Origin of the sequence: Pseudomonas sp. SIMBA_041 (assembly GCF_046535095.1) — a bacterium.
GTDB classification, from domain to species: Bacteria; Pseudomonadota; Gammaproteobacteria; order Pseudomonadales; family Pseudomonadaceae; genus Aquipseudomonas; species Aquipseudomonas mucoides.
The window spans coordinates 537,051-556,932 of record NZ_JAWRXJ010000002.1 but is presented as its reverse complement, the minus strand read 5'-3'; the positions used below and the strand labels follow the sequence as shown (position 1 = coordinate 556,932).

Sequence of the window (19,882 nt, the reverse complement as noted above, 5' to 3'; positions counted from 1 at the left end):
TGTGGGAGCGAGCCTGCTCGCGATGGCGGCTTAACATTCAACTAATCTGTTGGCTGTTAGATTGCTATCGCGAGCAGGCTCGCTCCCACATTTGTTTTGTGCAAAGGGAACGCCATGAGTCGGCCAATGATTGATCTGCCTGCCAGGCTTTTGCAGAATTTGAAACCGTGGCGCAATGCTACGGCCTGGCGCATCGCCTTTAGTGGTGGGCTCGATTCCACCGTCCTCCTGCACTTGCTCGCCCACCTGGCAAAAACCGAATCCCTGCCTGCGCTCAGCGCTATCCATGTCCATCACGGCCTTCAGGTCGCGGCTGATGCGTGGCCGGCACATTGCCAATCCGTCTGTAATGCCTTGAGTGTGCCGCTACACGTCGTTCATGTTCAGGTTCAATCCGGCGCCAGCCTCGAGCGTGCCGCCCGGGATGCGCGCTATGGCGCATTCGTTGAAGCCACTCAGGCCAATGAACTGCTGCTGACTGCTCAGCACCGTGACGATCAGGCGGAAACCCTGTTGTTTCGACTGTTGCGCGGGGCGGGGGTGAGAGGTCTGTCGGCGATGCCGAGCGCGCGTCCGTTGGGGCGGGGTTATCTGCTGCGACCCTTGCTGGATGTCAGTCGCGCCGAACTCGAAGCGTATGCAACGGAGCATCAACTGCACTGGATCGAAGACCCTTCGAACCAGGATCGGCAGTTTTCGCGCAACTATCTGCGGCATCAGGTGTTCCCGGTATTGACCGAGCGCTGGCCGCAAGCGATGGCGACCATGGCTCGCAGCGCCGCGCACTTGAGCGAAGCACAGGCATTGCTGGATGAGCTGGCGCAAATCGATCTGGCCGAAGCGACGACGGTCAATGATTTTGACTGGCTGGGCGTGCCCTCATTGGCGCTCGCTCCTCTTTTACGACTCTCCGCCGCTCGTCAACGCAATGCGCTAAGCCATTGGCTCGCAGCGCTGACTCGATTGCCGGACAGCGACCATTGGTCGGGTTGGGAAGATGTGCGCGACGCTACGGGTGATGCGCGTCCGGTCTGGCGGCTGGCGGATGGCGAGCTGCATCGGTCGGCCGGGCGTATCTGGTGGCTGTCGGGCTGTTGGCTGCGCAATCCGCCGCCTGCCGTGCATTGGACCGATCCTTCGAAGTCGCTGGCGTTGCCGGAAAATGGTCTGCTCACGCTCACCGGGCAAATCCCCGATGGCCCGCTGCAAATCCGCTATCGTGAGGGAGGTGAGGTCATGCATTTAGCTGATCGCGGCCACCGCGACCTCAAGCGTTTGCTCAATGAGCGTGGGGTTCCGGCCTTCGCCCGTGGCAGATTGCCGCTGCTCTGTCGCGACGAGCAATTGCTGGCAGTGGGCAGCGTACAGGGCTTGAATGGCAGTGGGCAGGACGGCTGGCTTTTGCATTGGCAGCCACCTGGCGAAGATCAAGGTTTGAGCTGAAAGGGGCTTTCCGGTAGACTACGCTCCCTTCTTGATACAACTTCTGTGGATTCGCCTGAATTGCAGGAGTTGCCGATTACCAAGCAGTCTTTGCTGGGCGATTCCAAAAAATGTGTAGCGAGCAACGCACCGGTGTTTTATCTGCCGGTCTGTCCCAACGCGGCGGTTTTTTTGAAAGGTGCACTGTGATTAATGCAGGTGATCGGGGGCTTCGGCCTTCCTTCGCTTTCCCCGGCGGCTCGGACCGCTTTAACGCAGACTTCTAGGGTTTTTCATGACGCGCTACATATTCGTCACGGGCGGTGTTGTTTCTTCATTGGGGAAAGGCATCGCATCGGCTTCATTGGCGGCCATCCTGGAGGCGCGGGGACTTAAGGTCACCATGCTGAAGCTGGACCCGTACATCAACGTTGACCCGGGCACCATGAGCCCGTTCCAGCACGGTGAAGTGTTCGTCACCCATGACGGCGCCGAGACCGACCTGGACCTGGGCCACTACGAGCGGTTCATCCGCACGACCATGACCCAGAACAACAACTTCACCACCGGCCGTGTCTACGAGCACGTGCTGCGCAAAGAGCGCCGTGGTGATTACCTGGGCGCAACCATCCAGGTGATCCCGCACATCACTGACGAAATCAAGCGCCGGATCATCAAGGGCGCTGGCGATGCCGACGTGGCGATGGTCGAGATCGGTGGCACCGTGGGTGACATCGAGTCGCAACCGTTCCTGGAAGCGATCCGCCAATTGCGTTTCGAAGTCGGCGCCAAGCGCGCAATGCTGATGCACCTGACACTGGTGCCGTACATCGCCACGGCCGGCGAAACCAAAACCAAGCCGACCCAGCATTCGGTCAAGGAACTGCGTTCCATTGGCCTGCAGCCGGATGTGCTGGTTTGCCGTTCCGATCACCCGATCGACATCTCTTCGCGCCGCAAGATCGCGCAGTTCACCAACGTTGAAGAGCGTGCAGTGATCGCGCTGGAAGACGCCGACACCATCTACAAGATCCCGGGCATCCTGCATTCCCAGGGCCTGGATGATTTCGTCGTCGAGCGTTTCGGCCTGCAATGCGGCAGCGCTGACCTCTCCGAGTGGGAAGCGGTGGTTGATGCCAAGCTGAACCCGGAACACGAAGTGACCATCGCGATGGTCGGCAAGTACATGGAACTGCTGGACGCCTACAAGTCGCTGATCGAAGCGATGAGTCACGCCGGCATCAGCAACCGCACCAAGGTCAACCTGCGCTACATCGATTCCGAAGACATCGAAAACCAGGGCACCGCGCTGCTGGAAGGTGTTGACGCGATCCTCGTACCTGGCGGCTTCGGTCTGCGTGGCGTGGAAGGCAAGATCACCGCCGTTCAATACGCTCGCGAAAACAAGGTTCCGTACCTCGGCATCTGCCTGGGCATGCAAGTGGCCGTGATCGAGTTCGCTCGTAACGTGCTGGGCTGGAAAGATGCCAACTCCACCGAGTTCGATCGTGCCAGCGGCCATCCGGTCGTGGGTCTGATCACCGAGTGGGAAGATGCTACCGGCGCGGTCGAAACCCGTACCGAATCGTCTGACCTGGGCGGCACCATGCGCCTCGGTGCTCAGGAGTGCCTGCTGGAGCCGGGTTCGCTGGTGCACGACTGCTACGCCAAAGACGTCATCGTCGAGCGTCACCGTCACCGCTACGAAGTGAACAACAACCTGCTGCCGCAGATTATGGAAGCCGGTCTGAAAATCACCGGTCGTTCCGGTGACGGCGCGCTGGTTGAAGTGGTTGAAGCTCCGGATCATCCATGGTTCGTTGCTTGCCAGTTCCACCCTGAGTTCACCTCGACGCCACGCGACGGTCACCCGTTGTTCAGCGGTTTCGTTAAAGCAGCATTGATTCAACACCAGAAGAAGGCATAAATCTGATGGCGCAGAAGATCATCCGCGTAGGCGATATCGAGATTGCCAACGACAAGCCAATGGTGCTTTTCGGTGGCATGAACGTGCTGGAAAGCCGCGACATGGCGATGCAGGTCTGCGAAGAGTATGTGAAGGTTACCGAGAAACTCGGCATCCCTTATGTGTTCAAGGCCAGCTTCGACAAGGCCAACCGTTCCTCCGTGACCTCTTACCGTGGCCCCGGCCTGGAAGAAGGCATGCGGATTTTCCAGGACATCAAGCAAGCCTTCGGCGTGCCGATCATCACCGACGTCCACGAGCCTGACCAGGCCGCGGTCGTCGCTGAAGTCTGCGACATCATTCAATTGCCGGCCTTCCTGTCGCGCCAGACCGACCTCGTGGTCGCGATGGCCAAGACAGGCGCGGTGATCAACATCAAGAAAGCCCAGTTCCTGGCACCGCACGAGATGAAACACATCCTGAGCAAGTGCGTGGAAGCGGGCAACGATCAGTTGATCCTCTGCGAACGCGGTTCGAGCTTCGGCTACAACAACCTGGTCGTCGACATGCTCGGCTTCGGCATCATGAAGCAGTTCGAATACCCGGTGTTCTTCGACGTGACCCACGCGCTGCAAATGCCCGGTGGTCGCTCCGATTCCGCCGGCGGTCGTCGCGCCCAGGTCACTGACCTGGCCAAGGCAGGAATGAGCCAGTCGCTGGCCGGTCTGTTCCTCGAAGCCCACCCGGACCCGGACAACGCCAAGTGCGACGGCCCTTGCGCCTTGCGTCTGGACAAACTGGAGCCATTCCTGGCCCAGCTCAAAGCCCTGGACGAACTGGTGAAGAGTTTTCCGACGGTAGAGACCGCGTAAACCTCATTTCTCCGGTAAAGTACCGCACGATTTGTTGCTCAGGCCCTCGGGCCTGAGCCTTATCGTCCGCAAGTCTGCCCGCTGCACACCACTTGCCGACGGTAAAAGATTTCCTCTAGCTGCGTCGTTTTCGTCAACTTTGGAGTGTTTACAACAATGGCAAAAATCGTCGACATCAAAGGTCGTGAAGTTCTCGACTCCCGTGGCAATCCCACCGTGGAAGCGGACGTGCTTCTCGATAACGGCATCATCGGTAGCGCGTGCGCGCCGTCCGGTGCTTCCACTGGCTCGCGTGAAGCGCTCGAGCTGCGTGATGGCGACAAGAGCCGTTACCTGGGCAAAGGCGTGCTCAAAGCCGTCGCCAACATCAACGGTCCGATCCGCGACCTGTTGAAAGGTACAGACCCAAGCGACCAGAAAGCGCTGGATCACGCGATGATCAAGCTCGACGGTACTGAAAACAAAGGTTCCCTGGGCGCCAACGCGATCCTCGCCGTTTCCCTGGCCGCGGCCAAGGCAGCAGCACAGGACCAGGACCTGCCGCTGTACGCGCACATCGCCAACCTGAACGGCACCCCGGGTGTTTACTCGATGCCGGTTCCGATGATGAACATCATCAACGGTGGCGAGCACGCCGATAACAACGTCGACATCCAGGAATTCATGGTTCAGCCGGTTGGCGCCAAGTCTTTCTCGGAAGGTCTGCGCATGGGCACCGAGATTTTCCATCACCTCAAAGCTGTTCTGAAGGCCCGTGGCCTGAGCACTGCGGTGGGTGACGAAGGGGGTTTCGCACCGAACCTGGCTTCCAACGAAGACGCGTTGAAAGTGATCTCCGAAGCCGTGGCCAACGCCGGTTACAAGCTGGGCACCGACGTGACCCTGGCACTGGACTGCGCGGCCAGCGAATTCTACGAAGACGGCAAATACAACCTGTCCGGCGAAGGCCAGGTGTTCACCGCTGAAGGTTTCGCTGACTACCTGAAAGGCCTGACCGAGCGTTACCCGATCATCTCGATCGAAGACGGCCTGGACGAGTCCGACTGGGCTGGCTGGAAAATCCTCACCGACAAGATCGGCGAGAAAGTCCAATTGGTAGGCGACGACCTGTTCGTGACCAACACCAAGATCCTGAAAGAAGGCATCGATAAAAAGATCGCCAACTCGATCCTGATCAAGTTCAACCAGATCGGCACCCTGACCGAAACCCTGGAAGCCATCCAGATGGCCAAGGCCGCTGGTTACACCGCCGTGATCTCGCACCGCTCCGGCGAAACCGAAGATTCGACCATTGCCGACCTGGCGGTGGGCACCTCGGCTGGCCAGATCAAGACCGGTTCCCTGTGCCGTTCCGACCGCGTATCCAAGTACAACCAACTGCTGCGTATCGAAGAGCAGTTGAATGGCAAAGCCAAGTACAACGGTCGTGCCGAGTTCCGCGGTTGATAGAGTGCCGTGCCTCGCCAATACTGCGCCTTTTTGACGGTGCCTTTTGTCGTCATACTGCGTTGCCGCTCCTCGCCATAGCCAGCTATGACTCGTCGCGGCGCCTTGTCTGACAACAACAGTCACTCGTCAAAAAGGCGCGTATTGGTGAGGCACGGCACTGCATGGTAAAAAGACACCGGATTGTGTCGGAAAAATCGCTACAGCGACGTTTTTGCCACTAATCTGATGCCTTATAAGCACAAGCCTGGATTTTCCAGGCTTCGTGCTATCAGAAGCTTCAATGTTTTTGCATGGCTGTCTTTTTTCACTGGAAACCTGATATTCGATGCGCAGTCCCAATTGGTTGTTCCTTGTCTTGCTCTTGTTGCTGGCTGGCCTGCAATACCGCCTGTGGGTGGGTAATGGCAGTCTGGCGCAAGTGGCAGAGCTGACTCAGCAGATCAAGGATCAACAGGCTGAGAACGAAGGATTGCTGGAGCGCAATCGGGTCATGGACGCCGAAGTCGGTGAGTTGAAAAAAGGCATGGAGACCGTCGAAGAACGGGCTCGCCATGAGTTGGGCATGGTCAAGGACGGTGAAACCCTTTACCAGCTGGCTCGATGAATTCCCCATTACCGGCCTTCTGGGCCGTGATTCCTGCCGCGGGCGTCGGTGCCCGTATGGCCGCAGACCGTCCCAAGCAATACTTGCAACTGGGCGGGCGCACTATTCTCGAACACAGCCTCGGCTGTTTCCTTGATCACCCGTCCCTGAAGGGGTTGGTGGTCAGTCTTGCTGTTGATGATCCTTATTGGCCAAACCTGGCCTGTGCTGGCGACTCGCGAATTCAGCGGGTTGACGGCGGTGCCGAGCGTTCCGGGTCGGTGCTGAATGCGTTGCTGCATTTGCATGCGTTGGGTGCTGATGATGAAGACTGGGTGTTGGTGCACGATGCTGCGCGGCCGAATCTGAGTCGTGACGATCTGGACAAGTTGCTGGGTGAGCTGGCAAATGATCCGGTCGGCGGGTTGCTGGCGGTTCCGGCGCGCGACACCCTCAAGCGGGTCGACAAACATGGGCGTGTGGTTGAAACCGTGGATCGCAGCGTGATTTGGCAGGCTTATACGCCGCAGATGTTTCGCCTGGGTGCCTTGCATCGGGCGCTGGCTGACAGTCTGGTGGCGGATGCGGTAATCACTGATGAAGCGTCGGCGATGGAGTGGGCTGGTTTGGCGCCGCGTCTGATTGAAGGCCGGTCCGATAACCTCAAAGTTACGCGTCCTGAAGATCTCGAATGGCTTCGTCAGCGTTGGGCTAATCGCCGCTGAATTCTTCGCTGGCTGTTCAACCGCCATCGCGAGCAAGCTCGCGATAGGTCAGACACAGGCAACAAATAACTTAGCTCCGATACTCCGGCCGCTCAGCCAACCCTTCCTTCAAATAATCCACCAACTTGCGCACCTTCGGCGACAGATGCCGCTGCTGCGGATAAAGCGCCCATACCGCCGTGTTAGGCGGTTGATGCGCATCCAGCAGTGAAATCAATTCGCCGCTTTTCAAATGTTCCAGCACGTAATAGTCCGGCAACTGACACAACCCCACGCCCTGTAGCGCCGCATCCAGCACCGCTTGCCCACTGTTGCAGCGCCAGTTTCCCTGGACCCGCTGCGAAAATTCCCGCCCGTTCTGTTCCAGTTGCCACATGTCCGAGCTGCCAATGAGGCAGTTGTGGCGGCTCAGTTCCGACAAGCTGTGCGGGCGGCCATAGCGTTCCAGATAGGAGGGCGATGCGCACAGGTACATGCGTCGTGGTGCCAGACGTGTAGCGACCAATCGCGAATCCTGTAGGCGTCCAAGACGAATCGCCAAATCCAGACCTTCGTGCACCAGATCGAGCGGGCGGTTGCTCAGTTCGATATCGACACGCAGCTGTGGGTAAAGCCCCATGAAGCGCGTCACCAGCGGCACGATGAAGCGCTCTCCGTACGCCACGGCACAGGTCATGCGCAGCATGCCTTTGGGTTCGCTGGTCAAGTCGCCCACTGCGCGCAGGGCTTCTTCGCGACCGTCTTGCAGGCGCTGGCAATGTTGCAGGAAGGTTTGCCCGGCTTCGGTCAGCGTGACCCGGCGCGTGCTGCGGTACAGCAAACGAGTTTGCAAGCGCTCTTCCAGGCGTACGATTTGTCGACTGATATGGGAGGAAGAAACCCCAAGACGTTCCGCTGCGGCCGTAAATTGGCTGCATTCAGCCACGGCGACGAACTCGTCGATCCCTTCCCAGCGGCTTTCGGCCATCGTTGATTATCCCTATATGGCAATAATGTTTTGCTTTTGCCCTGATTATTCACCGTAAGGCCGTGTATTACACTTCCTGTCTCGTTTTTATTCGCTGGAGAATCCACATGATCAAGTCGCGCGCTGCCGTTGCCTTCGAGGCCAAGAAACCCCTCGAGATCGTCGAAGTCGATGTCGCCATGCCCAAGGCCGGCGAAGTTCTGTTGCGTGTGGTTGCCTCCGGCGTCTGCCATACCGATGCCTACACGCTGTCCGGCGCGGATCCGGAAGGTATCTTCCCGTCGATCCTCGGTCACGAAGGTGGCGCGGTGGTTGAAGCGATCGGCGAGGGCGTGACCTCGGTTGCGGTGGGCGATCATGTGATCCCGCTGTACACCCCGGAATGCCGCCAGTGCAAATTCTGTCTGTCGGGCAAAACCAACCTTTGTCAGGCGATTCGCGCGACCCAGGGCAAAGGCCTGATGCCGGATGGCACTTCGCGCTTTTCCTACAAGGGTCAGCCGATTTTCCACTACATGGGCACGTCGACGTTTTCTGAATACACCGTGTTGCCGGAAATCTCGGTCGCCAAGATTGCTAAAGAAGCGCCACTGGAAAAAGTCTGCCTGCTGGGTTGCGGTGTCACCACCGGCATCGGCGCGGTACTGAATACGGCCAAGGTGAAACCGGGTGATACCGTGGCCATTTTCGGCCTCGGCGGCATTGGTCTGTCGGCGGTGATTGGCGCGGTAAAAGCCAAGGCTGCACGCATCATCGCCATCGACATCAACCCGGCCAAATTCGAGATCGCCAAGCAGTTGGGTGCAACCGACTGCGTGAACCCGAAAGACTTCGACCGTCCGATCCAGGAAGTCATCGTCGACATGACTGATGGCGGCGTCGACTTCTCCTTCGAGTGCATCGGCAATGTGCAATTGATGCGCGCCGCCCTTGAGTGCTGCCATAAAGGCTGGGGCGAGTCGGTGATCATCGGTGTCGCCGGTGCCGGTCAGGAAATCTCCACCCGTCCATTTCAGCTGGTCACCGGTCGCGTCTGGCGCGGTTCTGCGTTCGGCGGCGTGCGCGGCCGTACCGAGTTGCCAAGCTACGTCGAAATGGCCGAGACCGGCGAAATCCCGCTGGACACGTTCATCACCCACACCATGGGCCTGGAAGATATCAACAAGGCGTTCGACCTGATGCATGAAGGCAAGAGCATCCGTTCCGTCATCCACTTCTGAGGTCGGTCATGAGCCTGGAAAATATTTCCTGCCAGAAAAGCTTCGGCGGCTGGCACAAACGTTACCGGCACCGGTCAGACGTGCTCGGCTGCGAGATGGTGTTTGCCGTATACCTGCCGCCTCAAGCGGAGCAGGGCGGCAAGCTTCCGGTGCTGTACTGGTTGTCCGGCCTGACCTGCACCGACGAAAACTTCATGCACAAGGCCGGCGCCCTGCGCATGGCTGCCGAGCTGGGGTTGATCATCGTCGCGCCGGACACCAGTCCGCGCGGTCCTGATGTGCCGGGTGATCCGGACGGCGCCTGGGACTTCGGCCTCGGTGCCGGTTTTTATCTGAATGCAACCCAAGAGCCGTGGTCGCGACACTATCGGATGCATGACTATGTCGTGCAGGAATTGCCGGCATTGGTCGAAGCTCATTTCCCGGCGTCGGACAAACGTGGCATCAGCGGTCACTCCATGGGCGGCCACGGTGCGCTGGTTTGTGCGTTGCGTAATACGGGGCGTTATCAGTCGGTGTCGGCGTTCTCGCCGATCAACAATCCGATGGACTGTCCGTGGGGTCAGAAGGCCTTCTCCCGTTATCTCGGCGAAGACCGTTCGAAGTGGCGCGAATGGGATGCGTGCGCCCTGATCGCCGAGGCTGACGAGAAGCTGCCGCTGTTGGTCGATCAAGGTGATCGCGACGATTTCCTCGCCACCCAGCTCAAGCCTGAAGCCTTGCAACAGGCCGCCAAACTGGCCGGTCATCCGCTGACGTTGCGCCTGCAACCCGGCTATGACCATAGCTATTTCTTCATCGCCAGTTTCATCGACGACCACTTGCAACATCATGCGCGCGCTCTAGGCGCCTAATGTTCGACAAAGCAGGTAGAATCACGCCCTGACAAAAATCGGGGCGTTTTTTTATGCGTATTGGCCACGGCTATGATGTGCACCGTTTCGCTGAAGGCGATTTCATTACTCTGGGCGGCGTGCGCATTGCACACGGCTTCGGGCTGCTCGCTCACTCCGACGGTGACGTCCTGCTGCACGCCTTGAGCGATGCCTTGCTCGGCGCCGCTGCGCTGGGTGATATCGGCAAACATTTCCCGGACACTGACCCGACCTACAAGGGCGCCGACAGCCGTGTGCTGTTGCGTCACGTCGTCTCGCTGATCCACGCCAAGGGCTGGAAAGTCGGCAACGTCGATAACACCATCGTTGCCCAGGCGCCGAAAATGGCCCCGCATATCGAATCGATGCGCGCGCTGATTGCCGCGGATCTTCAAGTTGAGTTGGATCAAGTGAACGTGAAAGCTACCACCACCGAAAAGCTTGGCTTTGTCGGTCGCGAAGAAGGCATTGCCGTGCACGCCGTTGCCTTGTTGCTGCTCGCATGAACGAATCGCAATTGCTTGGCCCACGGGCCTATGGTGACGCTCTCGGCACCGCTGTTCTGAAAGCCACGGCAGAAGATTTCCAGGTCGATGAAGTGCTCAACATCCCCCTCAGTGGTGATGGCGAGCATTTGTGGATCTGGGTGGAAAAGCGCGGGCTGAATACCGAAGAAGCGGCACGGCGAATCGCCAAGGCAGCGGGCGTGCCATTGCGCACCGTCAGTTATGCCGGGCTCAAGGACCGTCAGGCGCTGACGCGCCAATGGTTCAGCGTACAGCTGCCCGGCAAGGCTGATCCGGATTTGTCGGCAGCAGAAAACGACACGCTGAAAATCCTCAAGACCGGTCGGCACAAACGCAAGCTGCAACGTGGCGCTCACTCGGCCAATGGCTTCACGTTGCGCCTGACGCAATTCGCTGGCGACAAAGCCGCGATTGAAGAACGACTGCAGCTGATTGCCAAGCAAGGTATTCCCAATTATTTCGGCGCCCAGCGTTTCGGCTTTGACGGCGGCAACGTGGTCGATGCCCGTGCCTGGGCCGCGCGCAAGGCGTTGCCGGAGCAGCGCAACGTGCGTTCGCGCCTGCTCTCGACGGCGCGCAGTTTCCTGTTCAATCAGGTGTTGGCGGCGCGTGTTGCCGACGGTACCTGGCAGCAAGCCTTGGTCGGCGATCTGCTGGCCTTCACCGACAGCCGCAGCTTCTTTCCGGCCGGTGAAGAGGAGTGCAGCGACCCGCGACTGGCGATTCTCGACTTGCACCCGACCGGCCCGCAGTGGGGCGAAGGTGACTCGCCGGCGTCAGGCGTTGTCCATGAACTGGAGCAGGCAATCGCCGCGCGCGAAGCGGAGCTGCGCGATTGGTTGATTAACGCCGGAATGAGCCACGAACGTCGCATCCTGCGGCTGCCCATTGGCGGGTTGACGTGGCATTATCCCGAGCCTGACATTCTGCAACTGGAATTCGTCCTTCCGGCCGGATGCTTTGCCACCGTATTGGTGCGCGAGCTTGTTGATCTGGTGCCGGTGGGGCAGACGGACAGCCCATGCGTATTCTGATTTCTAACGACGATGGGGTAGCCGCACCCGGTCTCGCCGCGCTTTATGCTGCGCTGGCGGATTACACCGAATGCGTGGTTATCGCCCCGGACCAGGACAAAAGCGGCGCCAGCAGTTCGCTGACGCTCGACCGTCCGTTGCACCCGCAAACCCTGGCCAACGGCTTCATCAGCGTGAACGGCACCCCCACCGATTGCGTGCACCTGGGCCTTAACGGCCTGTTGGAGCAGCAACCGGACATGGTCGTTTCGGGGATCAACCTCGGCGCCAATCTGGGCGATGACGTGTTGTATTCCGGTACGGTGGCGGCGGCCCTTGAAGGGCGTTTTCTTGAGCGTCCTTCGTTTGCCTTTTCATTTGTCTCGCGACAAATAGAGAACCTTGCTACCGCCGCTTACTTTGCGCGCAAGTTGGTTGAAGCCCATGGCGATCTCGACCTGCCACCGCGCACGGTACTGAATGTGAACATTCCCAACCTGCCGCTGGACCATATCCGCGGTATTCAGCTGACCCGCCTCGGGCATCGCGCACGTGCTGCGGCGCCGATGAAAGTGGTCGATCCGCGGGGCAAGTCCGGTTACTGGATCGCCGCCGCCGGGGATGCTGAAGATGGCGGCCCAGGCACCGATTTCCATGCGGTGATGCAGGGCTATGTTTCGATCACCCCGCTGCAACTGGATCGCACCTTCAACGATGCCTTCAGAAGTCTCGATGGCTGGCTGGAGGGACTGCGCTAATGTCTCGTGAACAAGACGATATGCTGCGCCGCGGCATCGGCATGACTTCTCAGCGGACCCGCGAACGCCTTATCCAGCGCCTGTACGAAGAGGGCGTTTCCAACGCCAAAGTGTTGGAAGTCATTCGCCGTACACCCCGTCACCTGTTCGTCGACGAAGCGCTGGCCCATCGGGCTTACGAAGACACGGCGCTGCCGATCGGGCATAACCAGACCATCTCCCAGCCTTACATGGTGGCTCGCATGAGCGAGTTGCTGCTGGAGGCAGGTCCTTTGGACAAGGTGATGGAGATCGGTACCGGGTCGGGCTACCAAACGGCTGTCCTGTCGCAGCTGGTCGAGCGGGTGTTCTCCGTGGAGCGCATCAAGGTGTTGCAGGACCGGGCCAAGGAACGCCTGGTGGAGCTGAACCTGCGAAACGTGGTGTTTCGGTGGGGCGATGGTTGGGAGGGCTGGCCGGCACTGGCGCCTTACAACGGCATTATCGTCACGGCAGTGGCCACTGATGTGCCGCAGGCCTTGCTCGATCAGTTGGCACCGGGTGGGCGCCTGGTCATCCCTGTCGGCTCCGGCGAGGTGCAGCAATTGATGCTGATCATCCGCGAAGAAAACGGCTTTTCCCGACGTGTTCTGGGGGCAGTGCGATTCGTGCCATTGCTCAACGGGCCACTGGCCTGAGCATTTGTTTTGGCGCGCTGAATTCTCTTCGATTGGCCGTGTCTTACAGCGGCATCGATTGGTTAAACGGTATTTATCGTCAGTCAGCAAACGTGTGCGCGAAGCGAATTCGCTTCATTAAAGGTAAAGCCTGTCCGGCCCGTTATACTTGCGACATCTCGAGCCGGAACACGGCAATCCACAATTTCAGCCACCACAAAGGGAGCGGCGGGTGAGTCTCACAGTCATTGCGCAGCGTATGAGTACAACGAGCTTTCAGCGCCTGGTGACTGGCCTTGTCTTGAGCACCTTGCTGGTCGGTTGCTCCAGCACCAAATCGAGTAACGTCGGCGTCGTCGATCGCAACAACGCGGCCCCCCAACGTCCGGCAACGACGACGGGCCAGTATGTCGTTCGACCAAAAGACACCCTATTCTCGATCGCTTTTCGCTACGGCTGGGACTACAAAGCCCTCGCAGCGCGGAACAATATTCCTACGCCCTATACGATCCATCCGGGTCAGATAATTCGCTTCGATGGCCGCACCGGATCAACGCCGACAGCGGTTGCCAGTACGAGCGATTCCACGCCTTCGTCGTCGCTGAAAACCACGGTAATCCGGCGCCAGCCGAATGGCGCAACCACCAGTACTACGGTGGTTGCACCGTCCGTCGCCAACAAACCTGCACCCGCTCCATTGCCGCCAGCCGGCCCGGCCCCGACCGGCTGGGGATGGCCATCTAATGGCATTCTGATTGGTAAATTCTCCTCAAACGGTAGTTTGAATAAAGGAATTGATATCGCCGGAGATTTGGGACAGCCTGTTTTAGCTGCGTCTGATGGGACGGTGGTATACGCCGGGAGTGGCTTAAGGGGCTACGGCGAATTAGTCATCATCAAACACAGTGAAACCTACGTCAGTGCCTACGGACATAACCGCAGGCTGTTGGTACGGGAGGGGCAGCAGGTCAAAGTCGGACAGACAATTGCCGAAATGGGGTCAACGGGTACAGACCGGGTGAAACTGCATTTTGAGATTCGCCGCCAAGGTAAACCTGTAGATCCGCTGCAATTCCTGCCACGTCGTTGATTTGTTAGCCAGCCTGTTCCGTCACGTAGAGGGAACAGGCTCCAGCGTTGCCAAGGATAAAGGCGCCGCTTGAGCTTGAGGTCGAACTCACCAAAGGACTATAACAATGGCTCTCAGTAAAGAAGTGCCGGAGTTTGACATCGACGATGAGGTTCTCCTGATGGAGACCGGCATCGCCACGGATTCGATGTCGAATGATGAAGGGGCAGCTCCACCTTCCGTTCGTGCTAAATCCAAACACTCCGCTTCGTTAAAACAGCACAAGTACATTGATTACACGCGGGCACTTGATGCCACGCAGCTGTATCTCAATGAAATCGGCTTTTCCCCATTGCTCTCCCCGGAAGAAGAAGTTCATTTTGCGCGCTTGTCGCAAAGTGGCGATCCGGCCGGGCGCAAGCGCATGATTGAAAGCAACCTGCGGCTGGTGGTTAAAATCGCCCGGCGTTACGTCAATCGTGGGCTGTCGCTACTGGACCTGATCGAAGAGGGCAACCTCGGCCTGATCCGGGCAGTGGAGAAGTTCGACCCCGAACGCGGCTTCCGTTTTTCGACCTACGCAACCTGGTGGATTCGTCAGACCATCGAGCGCGCGATCATGAATCAGACCCGGACTATCCGGTTGCCGATCCATGTGGTCAAAGAGCTGAACGTGTACCTGCGGGCCGCACGGGAGCTGACGCAAAAACTCGATCACGAACCCTCACCCGAAGAAATCGCCAACCTGCTGGAAAAACCAGTGGGCGAGGTCAAGCGCATGCTCGGCTTGAACGAGCGGGTTTCTTCGGTCGACGTCTCGCTGGGTCCGGATTCGGATAAAACCCTGCTGGACACCCTGACTGATGACCGTCCAACCGACCCTTGTGAGCTGCTGCAGGACGATGATCTGTCCCAAAGCATCGATCAATGGCTGTCGGAGCTGACCGACAAGCAACGCGAAGTGGTGGTACGTCGCTTCGGCTTGCGCGGTCACGAGAGCAGCACGCTTGAAGACGTAGGCCTGGAGATTGGCCTGACTCGGGAACGGGTCAGACAGATTCAGGTCGAGGGCCTGAAGCGCCTTCGGGAGATTCTCGAGAAAAACGGCCTGTCGAGCGAGTCGCTGTTCCAATAAGCGATCGGCTCAACCGGCAGTAAAAGACCCCGACTGACTCGGGGTTTTTTATTGCCTGCAAGATGGGCGGGGATTGTCGCAGGTTTGTAGTCTTGCGCTGTAAGTCTTTGCTTACTCTTTCGTAAGTGTTCGTTATTTTTAAAAGGCAGTACTCGTCCATATTCCTAAGCGCGCATTCCTATCTTTTTGATTTATATGGATATTTGTTTTTGTTAAGAGCATATGACAAACGTTTTTGACGATCCCGCTCAATTGCACCAGGCAGAGAACCCTCTAGTATCTGAACTGTGTCGACGGACAGACACGCCCTTCAAGGAAGAGGGGAACGGACATCGCAGGAAGCGGTTCATCAGGACGATGAAAAGGAATACAGGGAATAGGGAAAAATGTGGGCGGGTCAAACCGCCCCTTTTTTTGCCTGTAGAAAAGCAAAAAGGCCCGCTAGGGGCCTTTTCGGGAACGCGCGGGAATCAGCGTTCGAGGTCTTTGATCTTGCCTTTGACGCCATCCCACTCTTCAGCGTCGGGCATCGATTCTTTCTTCTCGGTGATGTTCGGCCAGATTTCGGCCAGCTCAACGTTCAACTGAATGAATTCCTGCATTTCTACTGGCACTTCATCTTCGGAGAAGATGGCCACGGCAGGGCATTCTGGTTCGCACAGTGCGCAGTCGATGCACTCATCCGGGTGAATCACCAGGAAGTTCGGGCCTTCGTAAAAGCAGTCCACCGGACACACTTCTACGCAGTCGGTGTACTTGCACTTGATGCAGTTGTCGGTGACGACGAAGGTCATTTCTAATTTTCTCCTCAGGCGGCGGCAGCGGAGCCCCTTCACGTTGGGGTCGCCAGGTTCGGGAGCGATAGTCTGCTGGCCAGGCTATTAGCCAGCAGCATCCCAAACCGCGCGAGATTCTAACAGCTTGCAGGCAAGTGCGTTAGATCCGGTTCTTTAGTGTATAGAGCATTTCGAGCGCACGGCGCGGCGTCATGTCATCCAGATTGAGCTTGGTCAATTCATCCAGCACCGGGTGCGGCAGGCTGGCGAACATGTCGCTTTGCTGCGGCGCGGCCGGTTTGCCCTTGGCAGGTGCAGGAATTTCATGGGGCAGGGCGGTGGCTTCCAGGCGACCCAAGTGCTCGCGAGCACGCACAATCACTTCGCTCGGCACGCCGGCCAGTTGCGCCACGGCCAGGCCGTAACTCTGGCTGGCAGGCCCGGGCAACACGTGGTGGAGGAACACGATGCGTTCGTTGTGCTCGGTGGCATTGAGGTGAACGTTGGCCACCAGCGGTTGCGCCTCCGGTAGCACCGTCAACTCAAAATAGTGGGTGGCAAACAGGGTGTAAGCGCGCAGATGGGCCAGCCGCTCGGCAGCCGCCCAAGCCAGGGACAAGCCGTCGAAGGTGCTGGTGCCGCGACCGACTTCGTCCATCAGCACCAGGCTACGTTCGGTGGCGTTGTGCAAAATGTTCGCGGTTTCGCTCATTTCAACCATAAAGGTCGAGCGGCCGCCCGCGAGGTCATCGCTGGAACCAATCCGGGTGAAAATCCGGTCCACCAAGGACAGTTCGCAACTGGCCGCTGGCACGAAGCTGCCGATGTGCGCGAGCAACACGATCAACGCGGTCTGACGCATGTAGGTGGATTTACCGCCCATGTTCGGACCGGTGATTACCAGCATGCGCGTGTTGTCGTCGAGGCTCAGATCGTTGGCCACGAACGGTGTGCTCAGCACTTGCTCGACCACCGGGTGACGACCCTGGGTGATGCGCATGCAGGGCTCGTCGACGAAACGCGGGCAATTCAGGTCGAGGTTCAGCGCGCGTTCGGCGAGGTTGCTCAGCACGTCCAGCTCGGCCAGCGCAGCGGCGGTGTCCTGCAGCGGTGGCAATTGGGCGATCAGGTCTTCGAGCAGCGCTTCGTAAAGCATTTTCTCGCGGGCCAGGGCACGGCTCTTGGCCGACAGGGCCTTGTCCTCGAACGCCTTGAGTTCCGGGGTAATGAAACGCTCGGCACCTTTCAACGTCTGGCGGCGGATGTAGTCGGCCGGCGCGGACTCGGCCTGTTTGCTCGGCAACTCAATGAAGTAGCCGTGAATGCGGTTGTAACCGACTTTCAGGTGCGACAGACCGGTGCGGGCTTTCTCGCGTGCTTCCAGATCGATCAGGAACTGCCCGGCGTTTTCGCTGAGCGATTGCAGATCGTCGAGTTCGCTGTCGTAACCGGTCTTCAACACGCCACCGTCACGGATCACCGCTGGCGGGTTGTCGATAATGGCTTTTTCCAGCAGCGCCGCCAGTTCTGGATAGGTGCTGGTGGTCTTGGCCAGTTGAATGATGTGCGGCGCTTCCAGCTCGGTCATCGCCACTTGCAACTGGGGCAGCGCGCCCAGTGCATCGCGCAGACGAGCGAGGTCGCGAGGGCGGGCATTACGCAGGCCGATCCGTGCCAGAATCCGCTCGATGTCGCCGATTTCCTTGAGCTGTGGTTGCAGTTTCTCGAAGCGGTAGCCGTCGAGCAGGCACGTGATCGACGTCTGACGCGCCAGCAACACGGTCAGGTCCCGCAACGGACGGTTCAACCAACGGGTCAGCAAGCGGCTGCCCATGGCGGTCTGGCAGCGATCGACCACCGATTGCAGGGTGTTGTCGCGACCACCGGCCAGGTTGGTGTCCAGTTCCAGGTTGCGACGGCTCGCGCCGTCCAGCACCACGGTGTCATCCAGGCGTTCATGGCGCAGGCTGCGTAAATGCGGCAGAGCGGTGCGCTGGGTTTCCTTGGCGTAGCTGAGCAGGCAACCGGCAGCGCCGATGGCCAGGGTCAGGTTCTCGCAACCAAAACCTTTAAGGTCCTGAGTAGAGAATTGCTGGCACAGACTTTTCAGCGCCGAGTCGCGCTCGAAATCCCACGGCGCACGGCGACGAACCCCACGACGTTTTTCCGCCGGCAGGTCTTTTGGCCAATCGTCCGGGATCATCAGCTCGACCGGATTGACCCGCTCCAGCTCCGCCAGCAGGTTTTCCCAACCCTTGATTTCCAGCACCGTGAAATTGCCGCTGGTGATGTCCAGCACGGCCAGGCCGAACAGGCGCTCGTCACCCAGCACCGCCGCGATCAGGTTGTCCCGACGCTCATCCAGCAGCGCTTCATCACTGACCGTACCCGGCGTGATGATCCGCACCACCTGACGATCCACTGGCCCTTTGCTGGTCGCCGGATCACCGACCTGCTCGCAAATCACCACCGATTCGCCGAGCTTGACCAGTTTCGCCAGGTAACCTTCCGCGGCGTGGTAAGGAATCCCACACATTGGAATCGCTTGCCCCGCCGACTGCCCACGAGCAGTCAGGGTGATGTCCAGCAACTTGGCGGCCTTCTTCGCGTCTTCGTAGAAGATCTCGTAGAAGTCGCCCATGCGGTAGAACATCAACTGGTCAGGGTGCTGGTTCTTCAGGCGCCAGTACTGCTGCATCATTGGCGTGTGGGAAGACAGATCGGAGATGGCTTTATTCATCGGAAATTCAGGAAAACTCGTTGAAAGGTGTAGGGCAAAAGGAGGGGCATTGGCCCGGCTTTTCCGCGATGGGCGCAAGATTACCATGGGCGGTCCGCCCGACGCAGGCATGAAAGCCCCACGGCACATTTACACTGAATATGCACGATTTATGCAAAACAGCATTTGTCTTCGGCGAAAAGAACAAGCACTATGCGCGTTATGCAAAAACGCAACGTTTCTACTGTCTTAAGAGCACTGCTCGATCAGCACGGGATCTCCCCCACGGAGCTGCACCGTCGCACCGGCGTGCCTCAATCCACACTCTCGCGGATTCTCAGCGGGAAGATCGTCGACCCTTCGGATAAACACATCTCGAAGATCGCCGAGTACTTCGCCGTGAGCACCGATCAGTTGCGTGGCCGCGCCGATGTCGCGCCCGCCGCCCATGCCGCGCGCAATGAAGTGCATTCCGAACTCAAGGACATAAGTCTGTGGGACGACGATACGCCCGTCGATGACGACGAGGTGTCGGTTCCCTTTCTTCGCGAGGTTGAATTGGCTGCTGGATCAGGAAGATTCGTCATCGAAGAGAGCGAGCGCTCTAGCCTGCGCTTCGGCAAGCGCAGCTTGCGTCACAACGGGGTGCAGTTCGACCAGGCAAAATGCGTGACGGTGCGCGGCAACAGCATGTTGCCGGTGCTGCGCGATGGCGCCACCGTTGGCGTGAACGCCGGCAAGTGCGGGATTGGCGACATCGTTGATGGCGACCTTTATGCGATCAACCATAACGGCCAGTTGCGGGTAAAACAGCTGTATCGCCTGCCGACCGGCATTCGCCTGCGCAGCTTCAATCGTGATGAGCACCCGGACGAGGACTACACCTTCCAGGAAATCCAGGAAGAGCAGATTGTCATCCTCGGTCACGTCTTCTGGTGGGGCATGTACGCCCGTTAACCTCGTCACCTTCAGATAAAACCCGCCATCGAGCGGGTTTTTTTTCGCCTGTCGAAACCGGCTGAGCCTTTGTCCGTGGGGCTTCAATGCGGTGGTGCATTTTAAATACGCAAATAAATGCATTAGCGCATTGACTGTATATGCATCCATGCATATTCTTTGTCTCAAGCCGCTCAACAAAGCAGCTCGAAACGAAGTTCTTTAGTTCCACCACAAAGGCAGCGATGAACCGGCCTCAACGGTTCAGAGGGTT

Annotated in this window: 18 protein-coding genes; 15 read left to right on the top strand and 3 right to left on the bottom strand. The window is 58.7% G+C overall.

Annotated features, from left to right (window positions below):
- Positions 1-114: 114 nt before the first annotated feature.
- From tilS to ispD, 6 genes are all read left to right on the top strand, one after another.
- Positions 115-1,443: a tRNA lysidine(34) synthetase TilS gene (gene tilS, locus SB725_RS06315; RefSeq protein WP_410921441.1), complete on the top strand. Its 1,329-nt coding sequence runs from the start codon at positions 115-117 to the stop codon at positions 1,441-1,443.
- A gap of 274 nt (positions 1,444-1,717) precedes the next feature.
- Entirely contained in the window at positions 1,718-3,349 is a 1,632-nt protein-coding gene (locus SB725_RS06310; RefSeq protein WP_027924986.1) for a CTP synthase, read from the top strand.
- A gap of 5 nt (positions 3,350-3,354) precedes the next feature.
- Complete coding sequence (gene kdsA / locus SB725_RS06305; protein WP_007949350.1) at positions 3,355-4,200, top strand: 3-deoxy-8-phosphooctulonate synthase; 846 nt, start codon at positions 3,355-3,357, stop codon at positions 4,198-4,200.
- A gap of 156 nt (positions 4,201-4,356) precedes the next feature.
- Complete coding sequence (eno, locus tag SB725_RS06300) at positions 4,357-5,646, top strand: phosphopyruvate hydratase (RefSeq protein WP_410921440.1); 1,290 nt, start codon at positions 4,357-4,359, stop codon at positions 5,644-5,646.
- A gap of 328 nt (positions 5,647-5,974) precedes the next feature.
- On the top strand, positions 5,975-6,253 hold the full coding sequence (ftsB, locus tag SB725_RS06295; RefSeq protein WP_027924988.1) for a cell division protein FtsB: 279 nt from the start codon (positions 5,975-5,977) through the stop codon (positions 6,251-6,253).
- Positions 6,250-6,957, top strand: coding sequence for a 2-C-methyl-D-erythritol 4-phosphate cytidylyltransferase (ispD, locus tag SB725_RS06290; protein ID WP_027924989.1), 708 nt, complete (start codon positions 6,250-6,252; stop codon positions 6,955-6,957). Before ftsB ends, ispD begins: the two co-directional genes overlap by 4 nt.
- Before the next feature lie 70 nt (positions 6,958-7,027).
- Here ispD and SB725_RS06285 read toward each other — a convergent pair whose 3' ends face one another.
- The gene (locus SB725_RS06285) at positions 7,028-7,924 is read right to left on the bottom strand and encodes a LysR substrate-binding domain-containing protein (protein ID WP_027924990.1); all 897 of its coding nucleotides are present in this window, start codon (positions 7,922-7,924) and stop codon (positions 7,028-7,030) included.
- 107 nt (positions 7,925-8,031) lie between these two features.
- On the opposite strand from SB725_RS06285, the gene SB725_RS06280 reads away from it, so the two are divergent.
- The 8 genes from SB725_RS06280 (at position 8,032) to rpoS (ending at position 15,177) form a co-directional block, all read left to right on the top strand.
- A complete protein-coding gene (locus SB725_RS06280) occupies positions 8,032-9,144 on the top strand; it encodes an S-(hydroxymethyl)glutathione dehydrogenase/class III alcohol dehydrogenase (RefSeq protein WP_027924991.1) in 1,113 nt (370 codons plus the stop codon).
- An 8-nt stretch (positions 9,145-9,152) separates the two neighbouring features.
- Positions 9,153-9,998, top strand: a complete 846-nt coding sequence (gene fghA, locus SB725_RS06275; protein ID WP_059181540.1) for an S-formylglutathione hydrolase — start codon at positions 9,153-9,155, stop codon at positions 9,996-9,998.
- Positions 9,999-10,051: 53 nt separating this feature from the next.
- Entirely contained in the window at positions 10,052-10,525 is a 474-nt protein-coding gene (gene ispF / locus SB725_RS06270; RefSeq protein ID WP_027924993.1) for a 2-C-methyl-D-erythritol 2,4-cyclodiphosphate synthase, read from the top strand.
- Complete coding sequence (truD, locus tag SB725_RS06265; protein ID WP_194939924.1) at positions 10,522-11,580, top strand: tRNA pseudouridine(13) synthase TruD; 1,059 nt, start codon at positions 10,522-10,524, stop codon at positions 11,578-11,580. The genes ispF and truD overlap by 4 nt, the downstream gene beginning before the upstream one ends.
- Complete coding sequence (gene surE / locus SB725_RS06260; protein ID WP_027924995.1) at positions 11,568-12,317, top strand: 5'/3'-nucleotidase SurE; 750 nt, start codon at positions 11,568-11,570, stop codon at positions 12,315-12,317. The genes truD and surE overlap by 13 nt, the downstream gene beginning before the upstream one ends.
- Positions 12,318-12,358: 41 nt before the next feature.
- A complete protein-coding gene (locus tag SB725_RS06255; protein WP_172825954.1) occupies positions 12,359-12,994 on the top strand; it encodes a protein-L-isoaspartate(D-aspartate) O-methyltransferase in 636 nt (211 codons plus the stop codon).
- 211 nt (positions 12,995-13,205) lie between these two features.
- The gene (locus SB725_RS06250) at positions 13,206-14,063 is read left to right on the top strand and encodes a peptidoglycan DD-metalloendopeptidase family protein (RefSeq protein ID WP_194939923.1); all 858 of its coding nucleotides are present in this window, start codon (positions 13,206-13,208) and stop codon (positions 14,061-14,063) included.
- A gap of 106 nt (positions 14,064-14,169) precedes the next feature.
- Positions 14,170-15,177 carry an RNA polymerase sigma factor RpoS gene (rpoS, locus tag SB725_RS06245; protein WP_027924998.1) on the top strand — a complete coding sequence of 336 codons (1,008 nt, stop codon included), beginning with the start codon at positions 14,170-14,172 and terminating at the stop codon, positions 15,175-15,177.
- A gap of 470 nt (positions 15,178-15,647) precedes the next feature.
- Here rpoS and fdxA read toward each other — a convergent pair whose 3' ends face one another.
- Together fdxA and mutS are read right to left on the bottom strand one after the other, a co-directional pair.
- Positions 15,648-15,971 (bottom strand): ferredoxin FdxA, encoded by a 324-nt coding sequence (gene fdxA, locus SB725_RS06240; RefSeq protein ID WP_027924999.1) that lies wholly within the window; start codon positions 15,969-15,971, stop codon positions 15,648-15,650.
- A gap of 142 nt (positions 15,972-16,113) precedes the next feature.
- Positions 16,114-18,681, bottom strand: a complete 2,568-nt coding sequence (gene mutS, locus SB725_RS06235; protein WP_172825953.1) for a DNA mismatch repair protein MutS — start codon at positions 18,679-18,681, stop codon at positions 16,114-16,116.
- A gap of 213 nt (positions 18,682-18,894) precedes the next feature.
- On the opposite strand from mutS, the gene SB725_RS06230 reads away from it, so the two are divergent.
- Positions 18,895-19,629, top strand: a complete 735-nt coding sequence (locus tag SB725_RS06230; RefSeq protein WP_027925001.1) for a helix-turn-helix transcriptional regulator — start codon at positions 18,895-18,897, stop codon at positions 19,627-19,629.
- The last annotated feature ends 253 nt before the right edge of the window (positions 19,630-19,882 follow it).